Raw genomic sequence first — 15,892 nt, forward strand, 5'->3', positions numbered from 1 at the left:
GCATGTCAATCCACGCTTTAAAACTCAGTGATCGCAGCATTGAACTCATCACTAAAGTAATGATGGCGCTACTGGCGGTTGTATTGATTGTCTCGGCGTTGATCACTGTTTTCCCATTTTTGTGGTCGGCGCTGCTGTCAACGCGCGATCGTACGGAAATCTTCGGTTCAGGCATCAGCTTTGCCATTGGGGATAGCTTAGCCATTAACTATGCAAAGCTGTTGCAGATTATGCCGTTTTGGCAGGCGATGTTTAACTCTATCTACATTGCCTTTTTAGGCACCACTATCTCACTGTTGTTTTGCAGTATGGGCGGTTACGCGTTTGCGGTGTTTCAGTTCAAAGGTAAGAACGCGCTATTTGGCATGTTGGTGGCTTCCATGATGATCCCACCCGTCTTGAGCTTGATCCCTTATTTTATGATCGTGAAATTTCTGGGTTTGATGGATAACCACATGGCAGTTTGGCTTCCGTTTACCACCACTCCATTTGGGATTTTTCTAATGCGCCAACACGTGATGGCTTCTATTCCTAAAGAGTTATTAGAAGCGGCCAAACTCGATGGCGCGGGAGAGTTTCGTACTTACTGGAGCGTTGTTTTGCCGTTGATGAAACCTGCATTGGCAACACTGGCGATTGTACAGTTTGTCTTTTTCTGGAACAGCTTTATGAACCCGTTAGTGGTGCTCACATCGCCAGAAAACTACGTCATTACTCAGGCGTTACGTAGCGTGCAAGGCATTCCAAATACGCCTTGGGGTGCGGTGATGCTTGGCACCACCATTTCTATATTGCCGCTGGTGACTATCTATCTCTTTGCGTCCAAACAGATGATAAGCGGCTTAACATCCGGTGCAGTAAAAGGCTGATTAGCCTTCAATCCCTCATTTTAGTTACTCATGCTGGCGTGGTTTTGTTGAAAGAAGGCGCAGTGTGAAGGAGAAAAATTATGGCAAAAGTTGAATTTAAGAACATTAAGAAGTCGTTTGGTCATGTGGATGTTGTTAGGCATTTTGATTTCACGGTGAATGATGGTGAGTTTGTGGTATTTCTTGGCCCATCGGGTTGCGGAAAATCAACCACATTACGCATGTTGGCGGGGCTGGAGTCGATTACGGCCGGTGATATTTACGTTGGTGACAAGTGGATGAATAACGTAGATGCCAAAGATAGAGACTTAGCGATGGTGTTCCAAAGTTATGCGCTTTACCCACATATGAGCGTGTATGAAAACATCGCGTTTGCATTGAAGTTAAAAGGCATGTCAAAAACTGAAATCGATAAGGAAGTGCGTAAAGCGGCAAAAATGTTAGAGCTTGACCCGCTCCTTGATCGTAAGCCTAAAGAGTTATCTGGCGGTCAACGCCAACGCGTGGCGATGGGGCGTGCCATGGTGCGTACGCCAAAAGTGTTCTTGTTTGATGAGCCGCTTTCTAACTTAGATGCCAAACTTCGTGGTGTGATGCGCGAAGAGATCAAGCAGTTACATCGTCAGCTTAAAACCACCACTATTTATGTTACGCATGATCAAATTGAGGCCATGACGCTCGCTGATCGCATTGTGATCCTCAAAGATGGCTATGTTGCGCAAGTCGGTACGCCAACAGAGGTGTTTCAACGCCCGGCGAACAAATTTGTGGCGCAGTTTATTGGTAACCCTTCGATGAACATGCTTGATGCACAACTTATCCAGCAAGATGGCGAATGGCTTATCCAACTGGGTGACATCTTTATTCCGCTTCCCGAGCGATTTAAAGCGCATGCGTCTAAAAACCTCGCACTGCATGTCGGTATTCGCCCCACCGACATTCACTTACGCGCAGAACAAGTTAACCATGAACGTGTATTGCCAATTGCCGTCACGCTCAAAGATAAAGAGTTGCTCGGTGCGAGTATTTTGTTGAAAACCCATGTTGCAGGCCAGCCTTTGATGGTGGAAACCCAAGCGGCAGAGGTAGAGGTGACGAAGGTTACACTCTATCTCGACTTGGATGCGATTCATATTTTTGATGCGCTGAGTGAAAACTCATTAGCCAGTTTTTAATGGTGAACAAGACGATGACAATAATAAAGCAAGCCCCTTATTTCGACGTTTGGCCCAAAATAGAATCAGCAATCAAAGCTGACCCTGAAATTGAACAGCAAGTAGCAAGAATCATAGGGTTGATGACCTTAGAAGAAAAAATTGGCCAGATTATCCAACCAGAAATCCGCGATATTACGCCGCAAGAAATCATCGATTATAAGATTGGTACGGTACTCAATGGTGGTGGCTCTTGGCCAAACAGCAATAAACATGCACCAGCCAGTGAGTGGGTAGCGAAAGCCGATGAATACTGGTTTGCCGCAGAAAAAGCTTATCAAGGTCGCCCATTTCATATTCCGTTTATGTGGGGGACTGACGCAGTACACGGCCACAATAACGTCTTTGGCGCAACCGTATTTCCGCACAATATTGGGTTGGGGTGCGCGCGCAATCCCGCGTTAATTCGCAAAATTGGCCGTATCACGGCACTGGAAATCGCCGCGACGGGTATTGATTGGACCTTTGCACCAACCGTAGCCACCCCTCGTGATTTGCGTTGGGGGCGCTGTTATGAAGGTTACTCTGAAGACCCTGAAGTGACTTATGTTTATGCCAGCGAAATGGTCGCAGGTTTACAAGGTGACGCCATTGACTTACAAGGTGAGCATCATGTGATCTCAAACGTCAAACATTGGGTGGGCGATGGCGGCACAGTGAATGGTGTTGATCGTGGCAGCAATACTTACAGTGAAGATCTGCTGCGTAACGTGCATGCCATGGGCTATTTCAGTGGCCTTAATGCCGGTGCGCAAGTGGTGATGTCTTCATTTAATTCGTGGGATAACCAAGCGAACTACGACCACGCACCGCACATTTCAGGTGATTACAACCTCAAAATTCATGGCAGTAAGTACCTACTCACTGATGTTTTGAAAGATCAAATGGGCTTTGATGGATTAGTTGTAACCGATTGGCATGGTCATTCTGAAGTCAGTAAATGTACCGATGGTAATGCGACTTACGCTATCAATGCGGGTAACGATATTTTAATGATCCCTATCCGTGAGCATTGGCAATCGGCCTATCGTCAGGCGGTGAGCGATGCAAAAAGTGGAGTACTGAGCCAGAGCCGAATTGATGATGCTGTGACGCGTATTTTACGGGTGAAAATGCGCGCGGGTTTATGGAAAAAACCGCATCCTTCAGCGCGAGCTTTGGCTGGTCAGCAGTCACTGATTGGTTGCTCTGAACATCGTGCTATCGCTCGCCAAGCCGTGCAGCAATCGATGGTACTGTTGAAAAATAACAAGGGTATTTTACCGCTCAAACGTGGGTGCAAGGTTGTGTTAACGGGCAGCGGTGCCAATGATTTGCAAAAGCAAGCGGGCGGGTGGAACCTCACTTGGCAAGGGGATGAAAATAACTTAGCCGATTTCCCCGGAGCCACCACAGTGAAAATGGCGTTAGAAGCCGAATTGGGCATAGATAATGTTTGCTACGATCCAGAATTAACAGGTGATTGGCAAGCGGGTGATATTGCGGTTGTGGTGTTTGGTGAAGATCCTTATTCTGAAATGATGGGTGACATTAAAGCGTGGCAATCTTTGGAGTTTTCAACCTTGAAACGTCGCTACCGAGCAGATAGCGAAAAAATCAAAGCATTTCATAAGCGCGGCGTAAAAGTGGTATCGATTTTCTTTAGCGGTCGTCCACTGTTTGTCAATGAAGAAATATCCTTGTCTGATGCTTTTGTTGCGGCATTTTTACCCGGCAGCGAAGGACGTGGCATTACTGATGTTTTAGTGGCTAAAGAGAATGGTGAAGTTAATATCGACTTCTCTGGAACCTTGTCATTCAGTTGGCCCAATAAAAAGCGCAGCACCTGTGTGAACCGTATTCCTCCTCATATTCCCAACTATGTCGTGCCTGAATGTGAGCAGTCTCCTGTTGGGGAACATGCTCCTTTATTTGAATACGGTTATGGGCTTAATTACGCTGAAAAAAAACAAACTCGAGATTTGGATAACCTTGATTTAGATATCGACTCAGAAGAAGCAAAATGGCAAGCAACACGTGCAGAGCATCTGTATGGCATTATGGCGACGATAGGCGATTATCAACTTAAAGTGTCGGATGCTGAACATTGGATGGGCGTGGATGTCTCACGCAACAACGTGATGAAACTCGGTGCTGTCCGAACTAAGCCGTATAACTACCAGCAGCAGCAAGACGCCGTTGAGGTAGAAATTCTGGGGGGTGGAGCAATGGTTTATGCGCAAACGGGGCTAGGGCAAGCGGAAGATTTCAGCCATTACGATAATGCGCATGGCGTGGTCAGTTTTGAGATTAAAGTGCTCAGAGCGGCAACAGAACCTGTTTATTTGTCACTGCAACGCGCCGTTGTTCCTGGATGTTTGGGGGATATTGATAACGTGGTTAAAGTGGACGTCAGCCACTACTTTTCCACCATCAATGATAGCTTTACGCGCGTGAACATTGCTTGTTCACATTTCTCAGAGCAGGGATTAAGTTTTACTCATCTCGACACGCCCTTCTCATTATTTACTAATGGTGAGTGTCAATTTGTGATCGCCAATATATGTTGGGATACACAGTAAAAAGAAACGATAGACTCCTTCTCTGTGTGGAGAAGGAGTGCTTCTAAAGGGCCAAACATCGCCATGAGAAAATCAAAGAAAGCACCCACTGTTTATGATGTCGCTAAGCTTGCCGAAGTTTCGGCAAGCACTGTCTCTCGTTTTTTGAATCGCACAACTTACGTATCGGATGAAAAAAGCCAAAATATTGAACGTGCAATTAAAACCCTTGGCTACAAACCTAGTTACCCAACCAGTCATCTAGGCAATAAGCGTTCGATGACTATTGGTGTATTAGTGCAGCACGCAGAGAGCCCTCACACCAGTCGAATTCTGAATGACATGGAGAAGGTATTAATGACCCAAGGGTATTCACTGGTGATTGCCACAGGTCAGTGGCAGAAAAACTTGGAAGCACATGCACTGGAGTATCTTGCTAGAAGCAATGTCGATGGAATGATCATAGTGACAGGCAGTTTAAAAAGCGATCAAATCCTCAAATATGCTCAATCGATTCCCATCATTGCTGTCGGCCACCAAATTGTTAGTAATAATGTACGTTGCATTAATGTGGACAATGTACTCGGCGGTTATATTGCCACCTTGCACCTATTGCAATTAGGGCACGTGAACATTGCTCATATAAAAGGGCTCGCTAATCAGCCTGATTCAACCGCCCGTTTCACTGGCTACCAAAAAGCGCTTCGTGAAGCGGGAATTAAGCCTATGCCTAAACTCATTAAACAAGGTGACTTTAGCTCTGAATGTGGGTATGAAAAGACGGTTGAACTGTTGCAGTCGAAAGTCCATTTCTCGGCTATTTTTGCTGCTAATGATCAAACGGCTTATGGTGCCATTAAGGCATTAACTGACCACGGTGTGCGAGTGCCAGATGATGTTTCAGTGATTGGTTTTGATGACTTACCTGTCTCTCAGTATTTCACTCCGGCCCTAACGACATTGCGCCAACCAATTGAAGAGATCGGTGCGGTGTGTGCGCATTCCATTCTCAACTTGCTCAGTGGTGAGAGGCACGATGCTAGGTTACCCCCTATCGATTTAATTGTGCGAGAGTCCACAAAGTCTATCTACCGTTAATAAAAAGCCCTCGTTAGAGGGCTAGTCGGACATGAAATTATAACCGTCGGAATTGGCGAACTAATGTGCCTTGAGAGCTAAGGTTTACCACTAAATCCTCACATTCATCTCGTGTATCACTGGCCAAAATATTGGTCGCAACACAGACATCACTGATCGATTGAACACTTGAATTCATATCTTCAGTCACGCGTGCCATCTCTTCTACGGCGGTGGCAATTTGTTCATTTCTATCCGTAATATCAATCACTTGTGTAAGTAGCATATTGAGTTTATCGCCAGAGACATTAGCACTATTAACACATAATTTAGATAACTGTGCGCCTTCATGCATCGCATCGACAGCTTGGTGGGTGCTGGTTTGAATCAGCGCAATGACATTTTGGATCTCTTTAGTGGACTCATGGCTGCGTTGTGCCAAGGTGCGAACTTCGTCGGCGACGACCGCAAATCCACGGCCTTGCTCGCCAGCCCGAGCAGCTTCAATAGCGGCGTTAAGTGCAAGCAGGTTGGTTTGCTCAGCGACAGATTGGATCACAATTAACACTTGGCCAATGGTTTTTCCGTGGTCTGCCAATTGTGTGACAACCGATGAAGCGCTGTCTAGTTGGGTTGCGAGCTGTTGCATTGCATTCAATGTATCTTTTACCGAATCCATACCTTCTTCGGCGGCCAATTTTGCTTTCTCTGTTGCGTCTGATGCACTTTGCGCATTTTGTGCAATTTCATTCGCGGTAGAGTGCATTTCATTGATCGCGGCGGCAACTTGTTCTGTTTCTCGTGTTTGACCTTCTAAATTGGTCGCAGTTGTTTTGCAGTTTTTTGAAGATGAATTGGCCGCTTCACCAATTTGTTGGTTTGAATCTTGAATGCGTCCCACCACAGCATTGAGTTCGGATTGGCGCATTTTTAACGCAAGTTTGATTTCAGAAATGTCATCAATATGGCCGTTATACACCAATTCCATTAGTGGGTTATCAAATATCTTGCGTGCTTCGGCACTGAGCGATTCTAAACGGCGAGTTAAATAATAACCTGCAACCATGGACAGTAATAACATCAATACTAAGCCTATTCCCGGAAGCAGAGTGTCAGCCACAAAGCTGATGCCTGCAATGGGGACTAAGGCGATGGCCAAACGTTGCCACAGGCGAGTCCGAGGCAGCTTTAACTGCCTGGGTGTTTTGCCTGCTTTAAGCTGCGCGTAGATTTTTTCTGCGTTGGTGATGTGTTCTCGACTTGGACACAAACGTACCGACTGAAACTCAACCGTTTTGCCATTTTCGACTATCGGAGAAGCAAACGCATCAACCCAATAATGATCGCCATTTTTACATCTATTTTTGACGATACCCATCCAAGATTGGCCGCGTTTTAAATGCTCCCACATATCTTTAAACGCTTCTGCTGGCATGTCAGGGTGACGAACTAGGTTGTGAGGCTGGTTGATAAGCTCTTCTAATGAGTAGCCCGCTACGTCACAAAACTCTTTACTGGCATAAGTGATATGGCTGCTTGGTTTAGTGACCGATAATAAGTTATAGCTAGGTGGAAACTTGACTTCTTTTTGTGTGACAGGTTGGTTGGTACGCATGATTACCTCGAATTAAATAAGTTAAAAACAAATTAAGCCAAGTTTCTCTAGCGTTAGATGAGGGTGTTATTTATTATTTTTGTTTCCACTGTTATAGATTCAAATCGCTAAGAACGCAATAGAATTAACCAGTATAGAATACCTAATTGGTATCATTACTTTTGATGTGGACATATGGCCGATTTATAACGTAAATATAACTTACGGCTTGACCTTACGAGTAAGCTTGCCACAATGTGCGCATGCAATAACTGTAGGGAAAACAGTATGATATTTTATTCTTTTGGGCGGCTAAAACCCATCGCGTTACTCTTAACTTCTTTACTTTCATCAACTTCTTTCGCTGCTATCAGTGATGCGCCTGTGGTTAGCGGGCTGTTCAATTCGGCGCAAATATTGAAAAATCAAATGGCGTCGTCTTTAAGCTATTCAACGCGCTTTGCCCGTGATTCGACTTTATTTACCATCGCCGGGGTAACACTCGATAGCTATATCCTTATGTTGCCTTTAGATGCAAAAACAAAAGCTCGCGTTATTGCACAAATTTCTAACCCAACTTACGCCATCCCGCTGGGCTACTTTTTATATCAATATTATGATCGTTATACGGGGTTAGAAAATGATGATGTATTTAAACAGTATTTAAGTACTGTTTATGACGCAAAGGTTTTAAAGGGATTCGAGCATAGCCTCTACCATTATGGGGAAGAGGTGGTGAGTGAACAAAAAGAAAATATTAAAGATCAAGGGCATCATGAAGGGATTAAAGTGGATGCCCAATTTATTGCGGCCATGGTGACTGTGTATGATGCCTTGGTTGAAATTGGTGAGTGGCAAAAGCTTGAGAGATTGCCGGATCACTATCAATATCTGACGTCAAGTGAACCCGATCGATTACTGATTAATAAAATCCAACCGATAGTGATCCAAATTATTAGTCAGGCTGCTAATGGGATGGATGAAGGAGAGATGAAGCAAGCCCTTTTTGGGGTATTAGAAGATGCAAAGCCAGAAAATACAGCACGTGTGAACAACAAAGCAGAGGCAATCACGGTTACTTTGATTGATTTTGTGCGTATGAACGTATTAAAAGGCTACCGCCAATTTGTCTATCAGCAAGAGCGTGAACAAGCACTAAACTCCTGGTTACAAAAAGCACTTGATGATGATCCTCAAGCATTGATTGCGTTTCTCCGCTCTCAGCAACAACGTCGTATGGCAGTGCAGATCACCGTGGATGGTTTGCAACAAGGGCTGATCGAAGGTTTGGTTGACCCGAGTAAGCCATTCATCCGCAAAGCTCACCAAGATCACCACAATCGATTGAGCACTAAGCCCTCTTCAATGGAGGTGGTTCAACCCGAACATCAGCAGCAAGTACGTTTCATGCAGATATTGGCTGAGCAGCCTTATCACGATCCACATTACTTGCCATTTTTTAAACGCTTGTATCGTGATCATCGCGCTTCTATTACTCAAGTGGGCATTTCATCAACACCAACGATCAGTGTGCGTAATTTACCGATCATAAAAACAGGAGCTAAGGTGTCCGGCCAAGGTGGTACTGGCATACCCAATTTCCACTTTGTTGATCGCCCAACCGACCGAGCTTATTACTTTTTTGGTAATGATGCACTGCAGCTTGATCGCTTACTGGCTAAAAACCAAGTACAAACGATGTTTGATCGCCTCGCTTACCTCAACACCCTCAACTGCAATGCACAATACGATTGGAATGCTCATACCACTTATGATGGTTTAGTGAATTTGGGGGCGGGTGAGGCACTACGTGATTTTGGTGAAAAGCGGTGTGTGCGTGAGCTGAAAGAGCGCGCGATTGTCGAACGTGAACTTCAACAGTTGCGAGCGACATTAGTTGAAGAGGTCACGCGCTATCAGCAGATAAGCAAGTGGGATTTTTATACTCGCTGGACTCGCCATCAAGTGCTTGCTCACCAGTTGAAACAACTTGCACAAAAAGAACTGAAAGGAATGCCCGACTATACGCTGATTTATAATCCATGGCCGGATCATTTTGCTCATTTTAGCGGCCCATTCAGCGATGAAGTCATCATGCCTACTGGGGAACTAAACCGCCTCGATTACTGGCTAGCGCAAATAGAAGCAACCTATCAAGACGCGGGAGTATATGACCGCACGTTATGGGGCATGGCTGGCGATCATGGTTTAGCGCCTGTTTATTTCTCCCTCAACCCAGAAAAACAGATCTTTGATCCGCTAGCGTCACAACTGGGAATAAAACTCAAGGTGAAGAAAATCTCATCGGATGAGGGAGAAGGGCCAAAAATGACGAATGCGATTAACGCGCCGTCAAACAAAGGGATTGATGTGGTCGTCGCTTCCACTGCGGGTGGAAATTTTATGATGGATTTCTTTAATGCAGAAGCTGGATGGGAAGTTCAACCGGTTTATCAAGAGTTGATCCGTTGGCAACCGATCCATTCTAAGCCAGGGCAGCAGGTTGATGTGATCGATGAAACCGTAGCGCGACTTGCTGAAAGCCTAGATTATTTAGTTGTGAGAGAAAAACCATGTGATTTAACGGACTGTTCTGTACGGTTGGTTGGCGAGCGACAAGGTAAACGAGTGGATGAATGGATTGAAAAAAAGGGTGATAAACTGCGCTATTTTGCTAAATCGGAACAGCCATTGCTGCTTGGCGTTCAGCAGCTAAATGCTTATTTGTCGCCTCCTTCATCTGACGAGCTAGAACATTATGCACAACTCGTCGAACGTTGCGTTTATCACGCTAAAGCGAATCAAGCTGAGACGTGGTGCTCAAGTGCGCAGTGGCGAGAGTTAACACGTTTTACGCCCCGTCCAGATTCGGTTAACCAGCTCGCTGCTATTTATGAAGACGACCGTGCGGGTACCATTAACCTATTTCCTAAAGAGGGTGTTGGCTTTAATACTAAAGTTCCGGGACGTCATGCGGGTGAAAGCTATCTAGAAAAAGATGCTTTTATCGGTTTTTGGGGGAGTCCGATTGGCAATCAAGCCACGCCGCTCGGTTCAGTCGAAAATGGCTCACTTGCGCCCACTCTTTATCACTATTTAACGGGAGACGAAGTTAAAGTTGGCGAAGATGGTTGGGGTTATCCATCGGTTCTTAAACAGCTGGATATTCGTTAGCGAGAGTTAGCCGTTATGACTGCCAATGAAATAAGTGAGCGTTAGGCTCTATTGAGTGAAGAACGTTCGCTTGTTTCATTGGCTTCGATTGCAGCCTTAAGTGGCTGGTTGATCAGCACGTTTAAACTTCAAACGATTTTTCACATCTCGGCTGCTCAGAATACGTTGGCTGTGGTCAATATCGAGCTTGGATTTTGCCAAGCGATCATACAGCAGCACATTGACGCTCGCGGCCAAATTCATGCAACCAATCGTTGGGATGTATACAACCTCACTGGCTTGGTTAACTATCTCTTGTGGAATAGAACCATCTTCAGGGCCAAACACATACAGCGCTTTTTCCGGGTGAATAAACTCGGGCAGTGGTGTAGCCCCTTCTGCCAGTTCAACACAGACGATTTTCATCTCACTTGGTAAGTCCTGCGTGATCTCTACCATCGCGGTGAGCGGGATTTTACTTTGAATGTTTTTTGTGTCGGTTTGAAATTTCACTGCGCGATCATAACGCTCACCACTGTAGCGAACCGCGCACGCTTGGTAGCAACCTGCTGCGCGCATCACACCACCTACGTTGGTTGGGCTTTTAGGGTTACACAAACCAATGATCACTGACATTTCACGTTCCACAAAAAATCCTCTCACAATTTGGGGCGGGCAGTATAACGCTAAAATTTGCCTTGAAAGAAAAAATATCGATAAATCGTTCAATAGTTTTTATATTTTTCGTGACCTTTCTTGGAGTACTCAAACTGTCGTATTTCTTACATCAATATTTCATAGGGGGATGGCTTAATTTATTTTTTCACAGTTAAAGGATGAAAACGTGAAGATTATTAATAAAGTCATTCTATTTGGGTTGTCTCTTGCTGCTCATGCGGTATTGGCGGACACCGATATTTATTTAACCAATAACTCTGCGCTGCCAATGTCTATTGCCGTGAAACAGACCGGATCTGATCAGTTGCAACAAGGCAGTGAATGGCAGCAACACAGTGAAACGCTAGGCCCGTGGGAAACTAAAATGGTGCTCAGCTTTAACCGCTGGCAAGGGGTGAAATCTGGCAAAACGTACCAATTTGAAACCATGGTGACTTTGCCGCAAGGGCCGGTTTTCTCTTTACAGCAGAAGATGGAAGGCCATTGGTATAACTCAAGCATTGAGCATGGGGTACAAGCACGAGATATTCCTCTTCAGTGGCAAAATGATCGTGCGGTTCACCGTTATTACTCAACGCAGTTGATTGAACGTCCAACCGAGCTTGCGTTTAAATCCGTCAGCACCACTCGTTACGACGACATTTATTACACCATTACGCCAACGAATACAGAAGAAACACCCGATGCTGAGACCTTAAAAGTGATGACCTATAACGTTTGGGCGTTACCTGTGATTGCTTCAAATATTGCCGAGCGTTTTGCTATCATCCCTCAGCACATCAAAGGATATGATGCCGTAATGCTGCAAGAAGTGTTTGCTGCGGGGCGTGATGCCTTTCTTCGAGAGCTGGCAAAAGAGTATCCGTACCAAACGAAGATGCTCGATAAGTCTGGGGTGAATATCCATGACGGCGGAGTGATGATCGTCAGCCGCTACCCAATTGTTAACCAAGGACAATATGTCTTCCCTGATTGCTCGGGAACTGACTGTTTTGCTGATAAAGGGGTGAATTATGCTGAAATTATCAAAAATGGTCAGGCTTATCATCTGTTTGCAACGCATACTGCCTCGTTTGATACCGATACCGCTCGCGATTATCGCCAACGTCAGTTCAGACAGATGCGCAGTTTTGCGCAATCGTTCTCTATTCCCAGCACAGAAACGGTGATTTATGGCGGTGATTTTAACGTGAATAAACGTAAATTTGCCGATGACTATCAAAACATGCTCGCGAATCTTGCGTCAACCGAACCTAGCTACGCAGGCTATACCGAATCAACGTTTGATCCGCGTATCAATGATTTTGCAGGAGAACCCTTATCCGGTGGTGAAAACGTGGAGTACCTTGATTATGTGGTGGTAAGCCAAGAGTTTGCACAACCAAGCGAACAACAAAACCGCAATACTGTGCTGGTGCCAAGAACCACGGACGAGCGTTTATGGCAGCATTACAATTTATCGGATCACTTCCCGGTTAAAGCTGAGATCCGCTAGATGCGTTGGGTTAGGTTATTGATCTGCGTTGCTTTAGTCGGCAGCGCAAGTTATTGGTGGGTGAAGAGGGATGAGTTTCCCACTATCCAAACACCCTCCAATAGAATTGAGGTTGCATTGCCGGGCACGGTGCGTTTGCCAGAGCAAAGTAGCGTTGCTTTGGTGGCTAATCGCGATCATCAAACCCATGAAGAGTGGACACTCGTTGGTGAAACGCTGCAAACAGAAATAGGCAAAGCGCTGAGAGAGAGAATAGAGCAGTTTTGGCAACAGTGTCGTCAGCAAAATGTGTGCGCTGCGCGGCTACAACAATTACAAACGCAGTTGCCCCATGAACGCTATGAGCTGGTTGCACTCTATTGGCAAAAACAGGCGGAACGTGACGCGTTGCTTGGAATGGAACTCATCAGTCAGGATACGGAATTAGGTGACAAAATGGCTTATGTAAAATCGATTGATCAACAAGTATGGGGGCGACAAGCGGATATCTTGTTTGCTGATCAGTACGCTTATGATGATTTTGTACAGCAACCCAATGACTACGAAGGCATTGCTTCCGTAGAAGAGGCGTTGCAGAGCATTGAACAGCGGCTTACACAGCATCAATATCAATGGGATGCCTTTTCATTAAACACAGGTAATGCACGCTATGAACAAGCGATTCGGCTGATCCCTCAACATTTATCGTTAGAACAGCGCTTAGAAGTACAACAAGGTTTGGCCGAACTTTACTTAAATGAACATGAGCGCAGTGAGGTGGCCCATCGCCAAATCGAGCAACAAGCGCAGGCTGCTCAAGTCATTGACTACCAGCAAGCGTTAGCGCAGTTAGAAAAGACGCTCTCAAACCAGAGAAAGACAGCCTATGCCACCCTTTCGACAGAAGAGTGGGTACGCTACGCGGCAAAGCAGCGTTATGAGTTTAGAAAAGCATTTTTTGCTCGTTAGGATGAATAAGATAACTACAGCGCTCTTTATTCACTCGCCATGAACCGTTAAACTCACCAGCAAATAACTGACTTGGATTGATCATGGCAACCTTATCTCTACAAGAGCAAATGCTAAAAGCGGGTTTAGTTAACGCCAAAAAACTCAGCAAAGCGAAAAAGAGCTCTAAAAAATCGCGCGTGCAAGCACGTGAAGTGAAAGCGGCAGTAGAAGCGAATAAAGTCGAGCAACAAGAGCGCGACAAGGCACTGAATAAACAGCAAAAAGAGCAGTTGTTGAGCAAAGAAATTCGTGCTCAAGTAAAACAACTGATTGAGATGAATAAGCTGGATCTAAAACACGGTGAAATCAAATACAACTTTGTTGATGGTAAGTTGGTGAAGTCACTTTATGTCGATTCATTGGTTCGTGATCAACTGAGTAAAGGAATCCTGGCTATCGCGCGTTATGAAGATGGCTATGCTGTCATCCCGGGTGTGGTAGCGGATAAAATCTTCATGCGTGATGAAGAGAGCATTATCGAAAATAAAACTGCCGATGAATCTCTACCTGCTGAAGATGATCCGTACGCGGATTTCGTAGTCCCTGATGATTTGATGTGGTAATTCCTTCCAGCTCTCCTTCTCAACGGAGGAGGGCTCTCGTTCTCCCTTCCTACCTCTACTTTCCACTCTACAATAACGTTATCCGCGATAGTGGGTAGTGGTTCTTTTTCCGTTGAAGCTGTGGCTTGAGTCGAACTCAATACAATTGCCGCTATTAAGCCAAGTAGGCGTATTGATAATAGAAGAGTGACTGTAACACAAAGTATCATTGACTGATTCTTAAAGAAGATAAATGATACTTTCTGTCGGGTGTTGTATGGGTGATGCTGCTAAACTTGTTCATGAACTTATTCATAGGAGAAAACAATGAACTCGACGATTTTTAGCTCGGCCATCGTCACCACGACGTTAACCACCAGCTTATTATTTACAGGGATGGCAAACGCTCTGCAACTCAGCAGCCGTGATATCCAAGAAGGCCACCCGATGGCAAAAACCTTTGAATTTTCAGGCTGGGGTTGTTCTGGGGAGAATCTTTCACCGCACTTAATTTGGACCGATGCACCACAAGGAACCAAAAGCTTTGCTATTACGGCTTTTGATCCAGATGCTCCGACAGGAAGTGGCTTTTGGCATTGGATTGCGCTGGATATTCCAGCGACAGTGAGTGAGCTAGCACGTGGGGTTGAAGTCAAAAAACTCGGTGCAATAGAAACACGTATCGATTATGGCAGCGTTGGTTTTGGTGGTGCTTGTCCGCCAGAAGGGCACGGAATGCACCGTTACCAGTTTACGGTATGGGCTCTCCCGACGGAAAAACTCAATTTGGCGGCCGATGTATCACCTGCGGTGGTTGGTTTTACCCTCAATAGTTTGGCGTTAGAAAAAGCGACGCTGACCGCAACCTATACACGCTAATTCATGGGGGAGTGATGAATCACCAATACCAAGTCAGCACCTTTCGAGCCGCTCAGCAACAAAGGCTGAGAAATGTGAGGATTCACTCTCCAAGCTTGATTCAGATCCAATCTGGCAGTAAAAAACTGTTTCATAAAGAAGAGGCCACTAATCTATCGAGCACTTCGTTATTGTTGTGTGAGGCCTCAGCTTCGCTCAGTTTCGAAAATTTACCAGAACACGGTTACTTCTCTTCAAGGCTGTTCAGTTTCACCTACCGCCCGACCGAGGCGATGCTTGCGTTAAGCGCAAGTCATGATCGCCCAGTTATGTGGCCTGTGATTTCAACCAGCCCCTCACTGAAAAGTTCGCTCAATGCGCTCGCCTCGTTCGATCTTTCGTTAATCAGCCAAGAAACCCAAGCCTATCTACTGATGGTGTTATACCAACAATTGGCTGAGCAAGGTGTACTGCATTGGCTCTTTGAGAGTAATTCTCTACCCTTTGAGCAGAAGCTGAGAAACTACCTCGCCCAGTCACCAGAAGAAGAACATCCACTTGAGCGGGTAGCAACGCACTTTGCCATGAGCCGCGCGACCTTAATTCGACGCTTAAAGCAACATGGCACCCGTTACCGTGAGGTTTTGGCTGAAGTGCGTGTGAATCACGCGCTGAACTTAATGCAAAGTGGCCAACGAAATATAGCGATATTGGCGCAGTGTTGCGGCTACCAATCGGAACAGCGATTTAATCAACGTTTTCGCAGTCAGTTTGGTTTAAGCCCCAAAGCGTATTTACACACTCTTGGTATGCGAGGTAAAGGTACGCCAGATAAAGAGACAAAAAAACAGCCCATTTTATCCAATGAGCTATTTTAAGATT

The 15,892-nt window shown here is 45.4% G+C and carries 12 protein-coding genes; 10 read left to right on the forward strand and 2 right to left on the reverse strand.

From position 1 onward, the window contains the following. Positions 1 to 2: 2 nt before the first annotated feature. From AACV12_RS13950 to AACV12_RS13965, 4 genes are all read left to right on the forward strand, one after another. The gene (locus AACV12_RS13950) at positions 3 to 869 is read left to right on the forward strand and encodes a carbohydrate ABC transporter permease (protein WP_017044900.1); all 867 of its coding nucleotides are present in this window, start codon (positions 3 to 5) and stop codon (positions 867 to 869) included. 80 nt (positions 870 to 949) lie between these two features. Continuing rightward, complete coding sequence (locus AACV12_RS13955) at positions 950 to 2,044, forward strand: ABC transporter ATP-binding protein (protein WP_088733558.1); 1,095 nt, start codon at positions 950 to 952, stop codon at positions 2,042 to 2,044. After that, positions 2,044 to 4,644 carry a glycoside hydrolase family 3 protein gene (locus AACV12_RS13960; protein ID WP_170900555.1) on the forward strand — a complete coding sequence of 867 codons (2,601 nt, stop codon included), beginning with the start codon at positions 2,044 to 2,046 and terminating at the stop codon, positions 4,642 to 4,644. Before AACV12_RS13955 ends, AACV12_RS13960 begins: the two co-directional genes overlap by 1 nt. A gap of 63 nt (positions 4,645 to 4,707) precedes the next feature. Further along, the gene (locus AACV12_RS13965) at positions 4,708 to 5,721 is read left to right on the forward strand and encodes a LacI family DNA-binding transcriptional regulator (RefSeq protein WP_026027775.1); all 1,014 of its coding nucleotides are present in this window, start codon (positions 4,708 to 4,710) and stop codon (positions 5,719 to 5,721) included. 37 nt (positions 5,722 to 5,758) lie between these two features. Here AACV12_RS13965 and AACV12_RS13970 read toward each other — a convergent pair whose 3' ends face one another. Continuing rightward, positions 5,759 to 7,315: a methyl-accepting chemotaxis protein gene (locus tag AACV12_RS13970; RefSeq protein ID WP_040122886.1), complete on the reverse strand. Its 1,557-nt coding sequence runs from the start codon at positions 7,313 to 7,315 to the stop codon at positions 5,759 to 5,761. Between the two features lie 234 nt (positions 7,316 to 7,549). On the opposite strand from AACV12_RS13970, the gene AACV12_RS13975 reads away from it, so the two are divergent. Further along, the gene (locus tag AACV12_RS13975; protein ID WP_170900557.1) at positions 7,550 to 10,468 is read left to right on the forward strand and encodes an alkaline phosphatase family protein; all 2,919 of its coding nucleotides are present in this window, start codon (positions 7,550 to 7,552) and stop codon (positions 10,466 to 10,468) included. Between the two features lie 96 nt (positions 10,469 to 10,564). On the opposite strand, the gene AACV12_RS13980 is transcribed toward AACV12_RS13975, so the two are convergent. Beyond that, entirely contained in the window at positions 10,565 to 11,095 is a 531-nt protein-coding gene (locus tag AACV12_RS13980; protein ID WP_370685849.1) for an RNA methyltransferase, read from the reverse strand. A gap of 196 nt (positions 11,096 to 11,291) precedes the next feature. On the opposite strand from AACV12_RS13980, the gene AACV12_RS13985 reads away from it, so the two are divergent. The 5 genes from AACV12_RS13985 (at position 11,292) to AACV12_RS14005 (ending at position 15,888) form a co-directional block, all read left to right on the forward strand. Beyond that, on the forward strand, positions 11,292 to 12,620 hold the full coding sequence (locus AACV12_RS13985; protein ID WP_170900559.1) for an endonuclease/exonuclease/phosphatase family protein: 1,329 nt from the start codon (positions 11,292 to 11,294) through the stop codon (positions 12,618 to 12,620). Beyond that, complete coding sequence (locus AACV12_RS13990; protein ID WP_249371351.1) at positions 12,621 to 13,568, forward strand: hypothetical protein; 948 nt, start codon at positions 12,621 to 12,623, stop codon at positions 13,566 to 13,568. Positions 13,569 to 13,651: 83 nt separating this feature from the next. Then, the gene (locus tag AACV12_RS13995) at positions 13,652 to 14,173 is read left to right on the forward strand and encodes a DUF2058 domain-containing protein (RefSeq protein ID WP_026027777.1); all 522 of its coding nucleotides are present in this window, start codon (positions 13,652 to 13,654) and stop codon (positions 14,171 to 14,173) included. A 306-nt stretch (positions 14,174 to 14,479) separates the two neighbouring features. Continuing rightward, positions 14,480 to 15,031, forward strand: coding sequence for a YbhB/YbcL family Raf kinase inhibitor-like protein (locus AACV12_RS14000; RefSeq protein ID WP_017044884.1), 552 nt, complete (start codon positions 14,480 to 14,482; stop codon positions 15,029 to 15,031). A 14-nt stretch (positions 15,032 to 15,045) separates the two neighbouring features. After that, positions 15,046 to 15,888, forward strand: a complete 843-nt coding sequence (locus tag AACV12_RS14005) for a helix-turn-helix transcriptional regulator (protein WP_212754899.1) — start codon at positions 15,046 to 15,048, stop codon at positions 15,886 to 15,888. The last annotated feature ends 4 nt before the right edge of the window (positions 15,889 to 15,892 follow it).

It is taken from the genome of Vibrio sp. 2-2(8) (assembly GCF_963888495.1).
GTDB lineage: Bacteria > Pseudomonadota > Gammaproteobacteria > Enterobacterales > Vibrionaceae > Vibrio > Vibrio anguillarum.

Excerpts from the sequence above, each read along its gene's own strand:
- AACV12_RS13970 (WP_040122886.1), bottom strand. The coding sequence starts at position 7,315 with ATGCGTACCAACCAACCTGTCACACAAAAAGAAGTCAAGTTTCCACCT.
- AACV12_RS13955 (WP_088733558.1), top strand. The coding sequence starts at position 950 with ATGGCAAAAGTTGAATTTAAGAACATTAAGAAGTCGTTTGGTCATGTG.
- AACV12_RS14000 (WP_017044884.1), top strand. The coding sequence starts at position 14,480 with ATGAACTCGACGATTTTTAGCTCGGCCATCGTCACCACGACGTTAACC.
- AACV12_RS13975 (WP_170900557.1), top strand. The coding sequence starts at position 7,550 with ATGTGCGCATGCAATAACTGTAGGGAAAACAGTATGATATTTTATTCT.
- AACV12_RS13965 (WP_026027775.1), top strand. The coding sequence starts at position 4,708 with ATGAGAAAATCAAAGAAAGCACCCACTGTTTATGATGTCGCTAAGCTT.
- AACV12_RS13950 (WP_017044900.1), top strand. The coding sequence starts at position 3 with ATGTCAATCCACGCTTTAAAACTCAGTGATCGCAGCATTGAACTCATC.
- AACV12_RS14005 (WP_212754899.1), top strand. The coding sequence starts at position 15,046 with ATGAATCACCAATACCAAGTCAGCACCTTTCGAGCCGCTCAGCAACAA.
- AACV12_RS13990 (WP_249371351.1), top strand. The coding sequence starts at position 12,621 with ATGCGTTGGGTTAGGTTATTGATCTGCGTTGCTTTAGTCGGCAGCGCA.
- AACV12_RS13995 (WP_026027777.1), top strand. The coding sequence starts at position 13,652 with ATGGCAACCTTATCTCTACAAGAGCAAATGCTAAAAGCGGGTTTAGTT.
- AACV12_RS13960 (WP_170900555.1), top strand. The coding sequence starts at position 2,044 with ATGGTGAACAAGACGATGACAATAATAAAGCAAGCCCCTTATTTCGAC.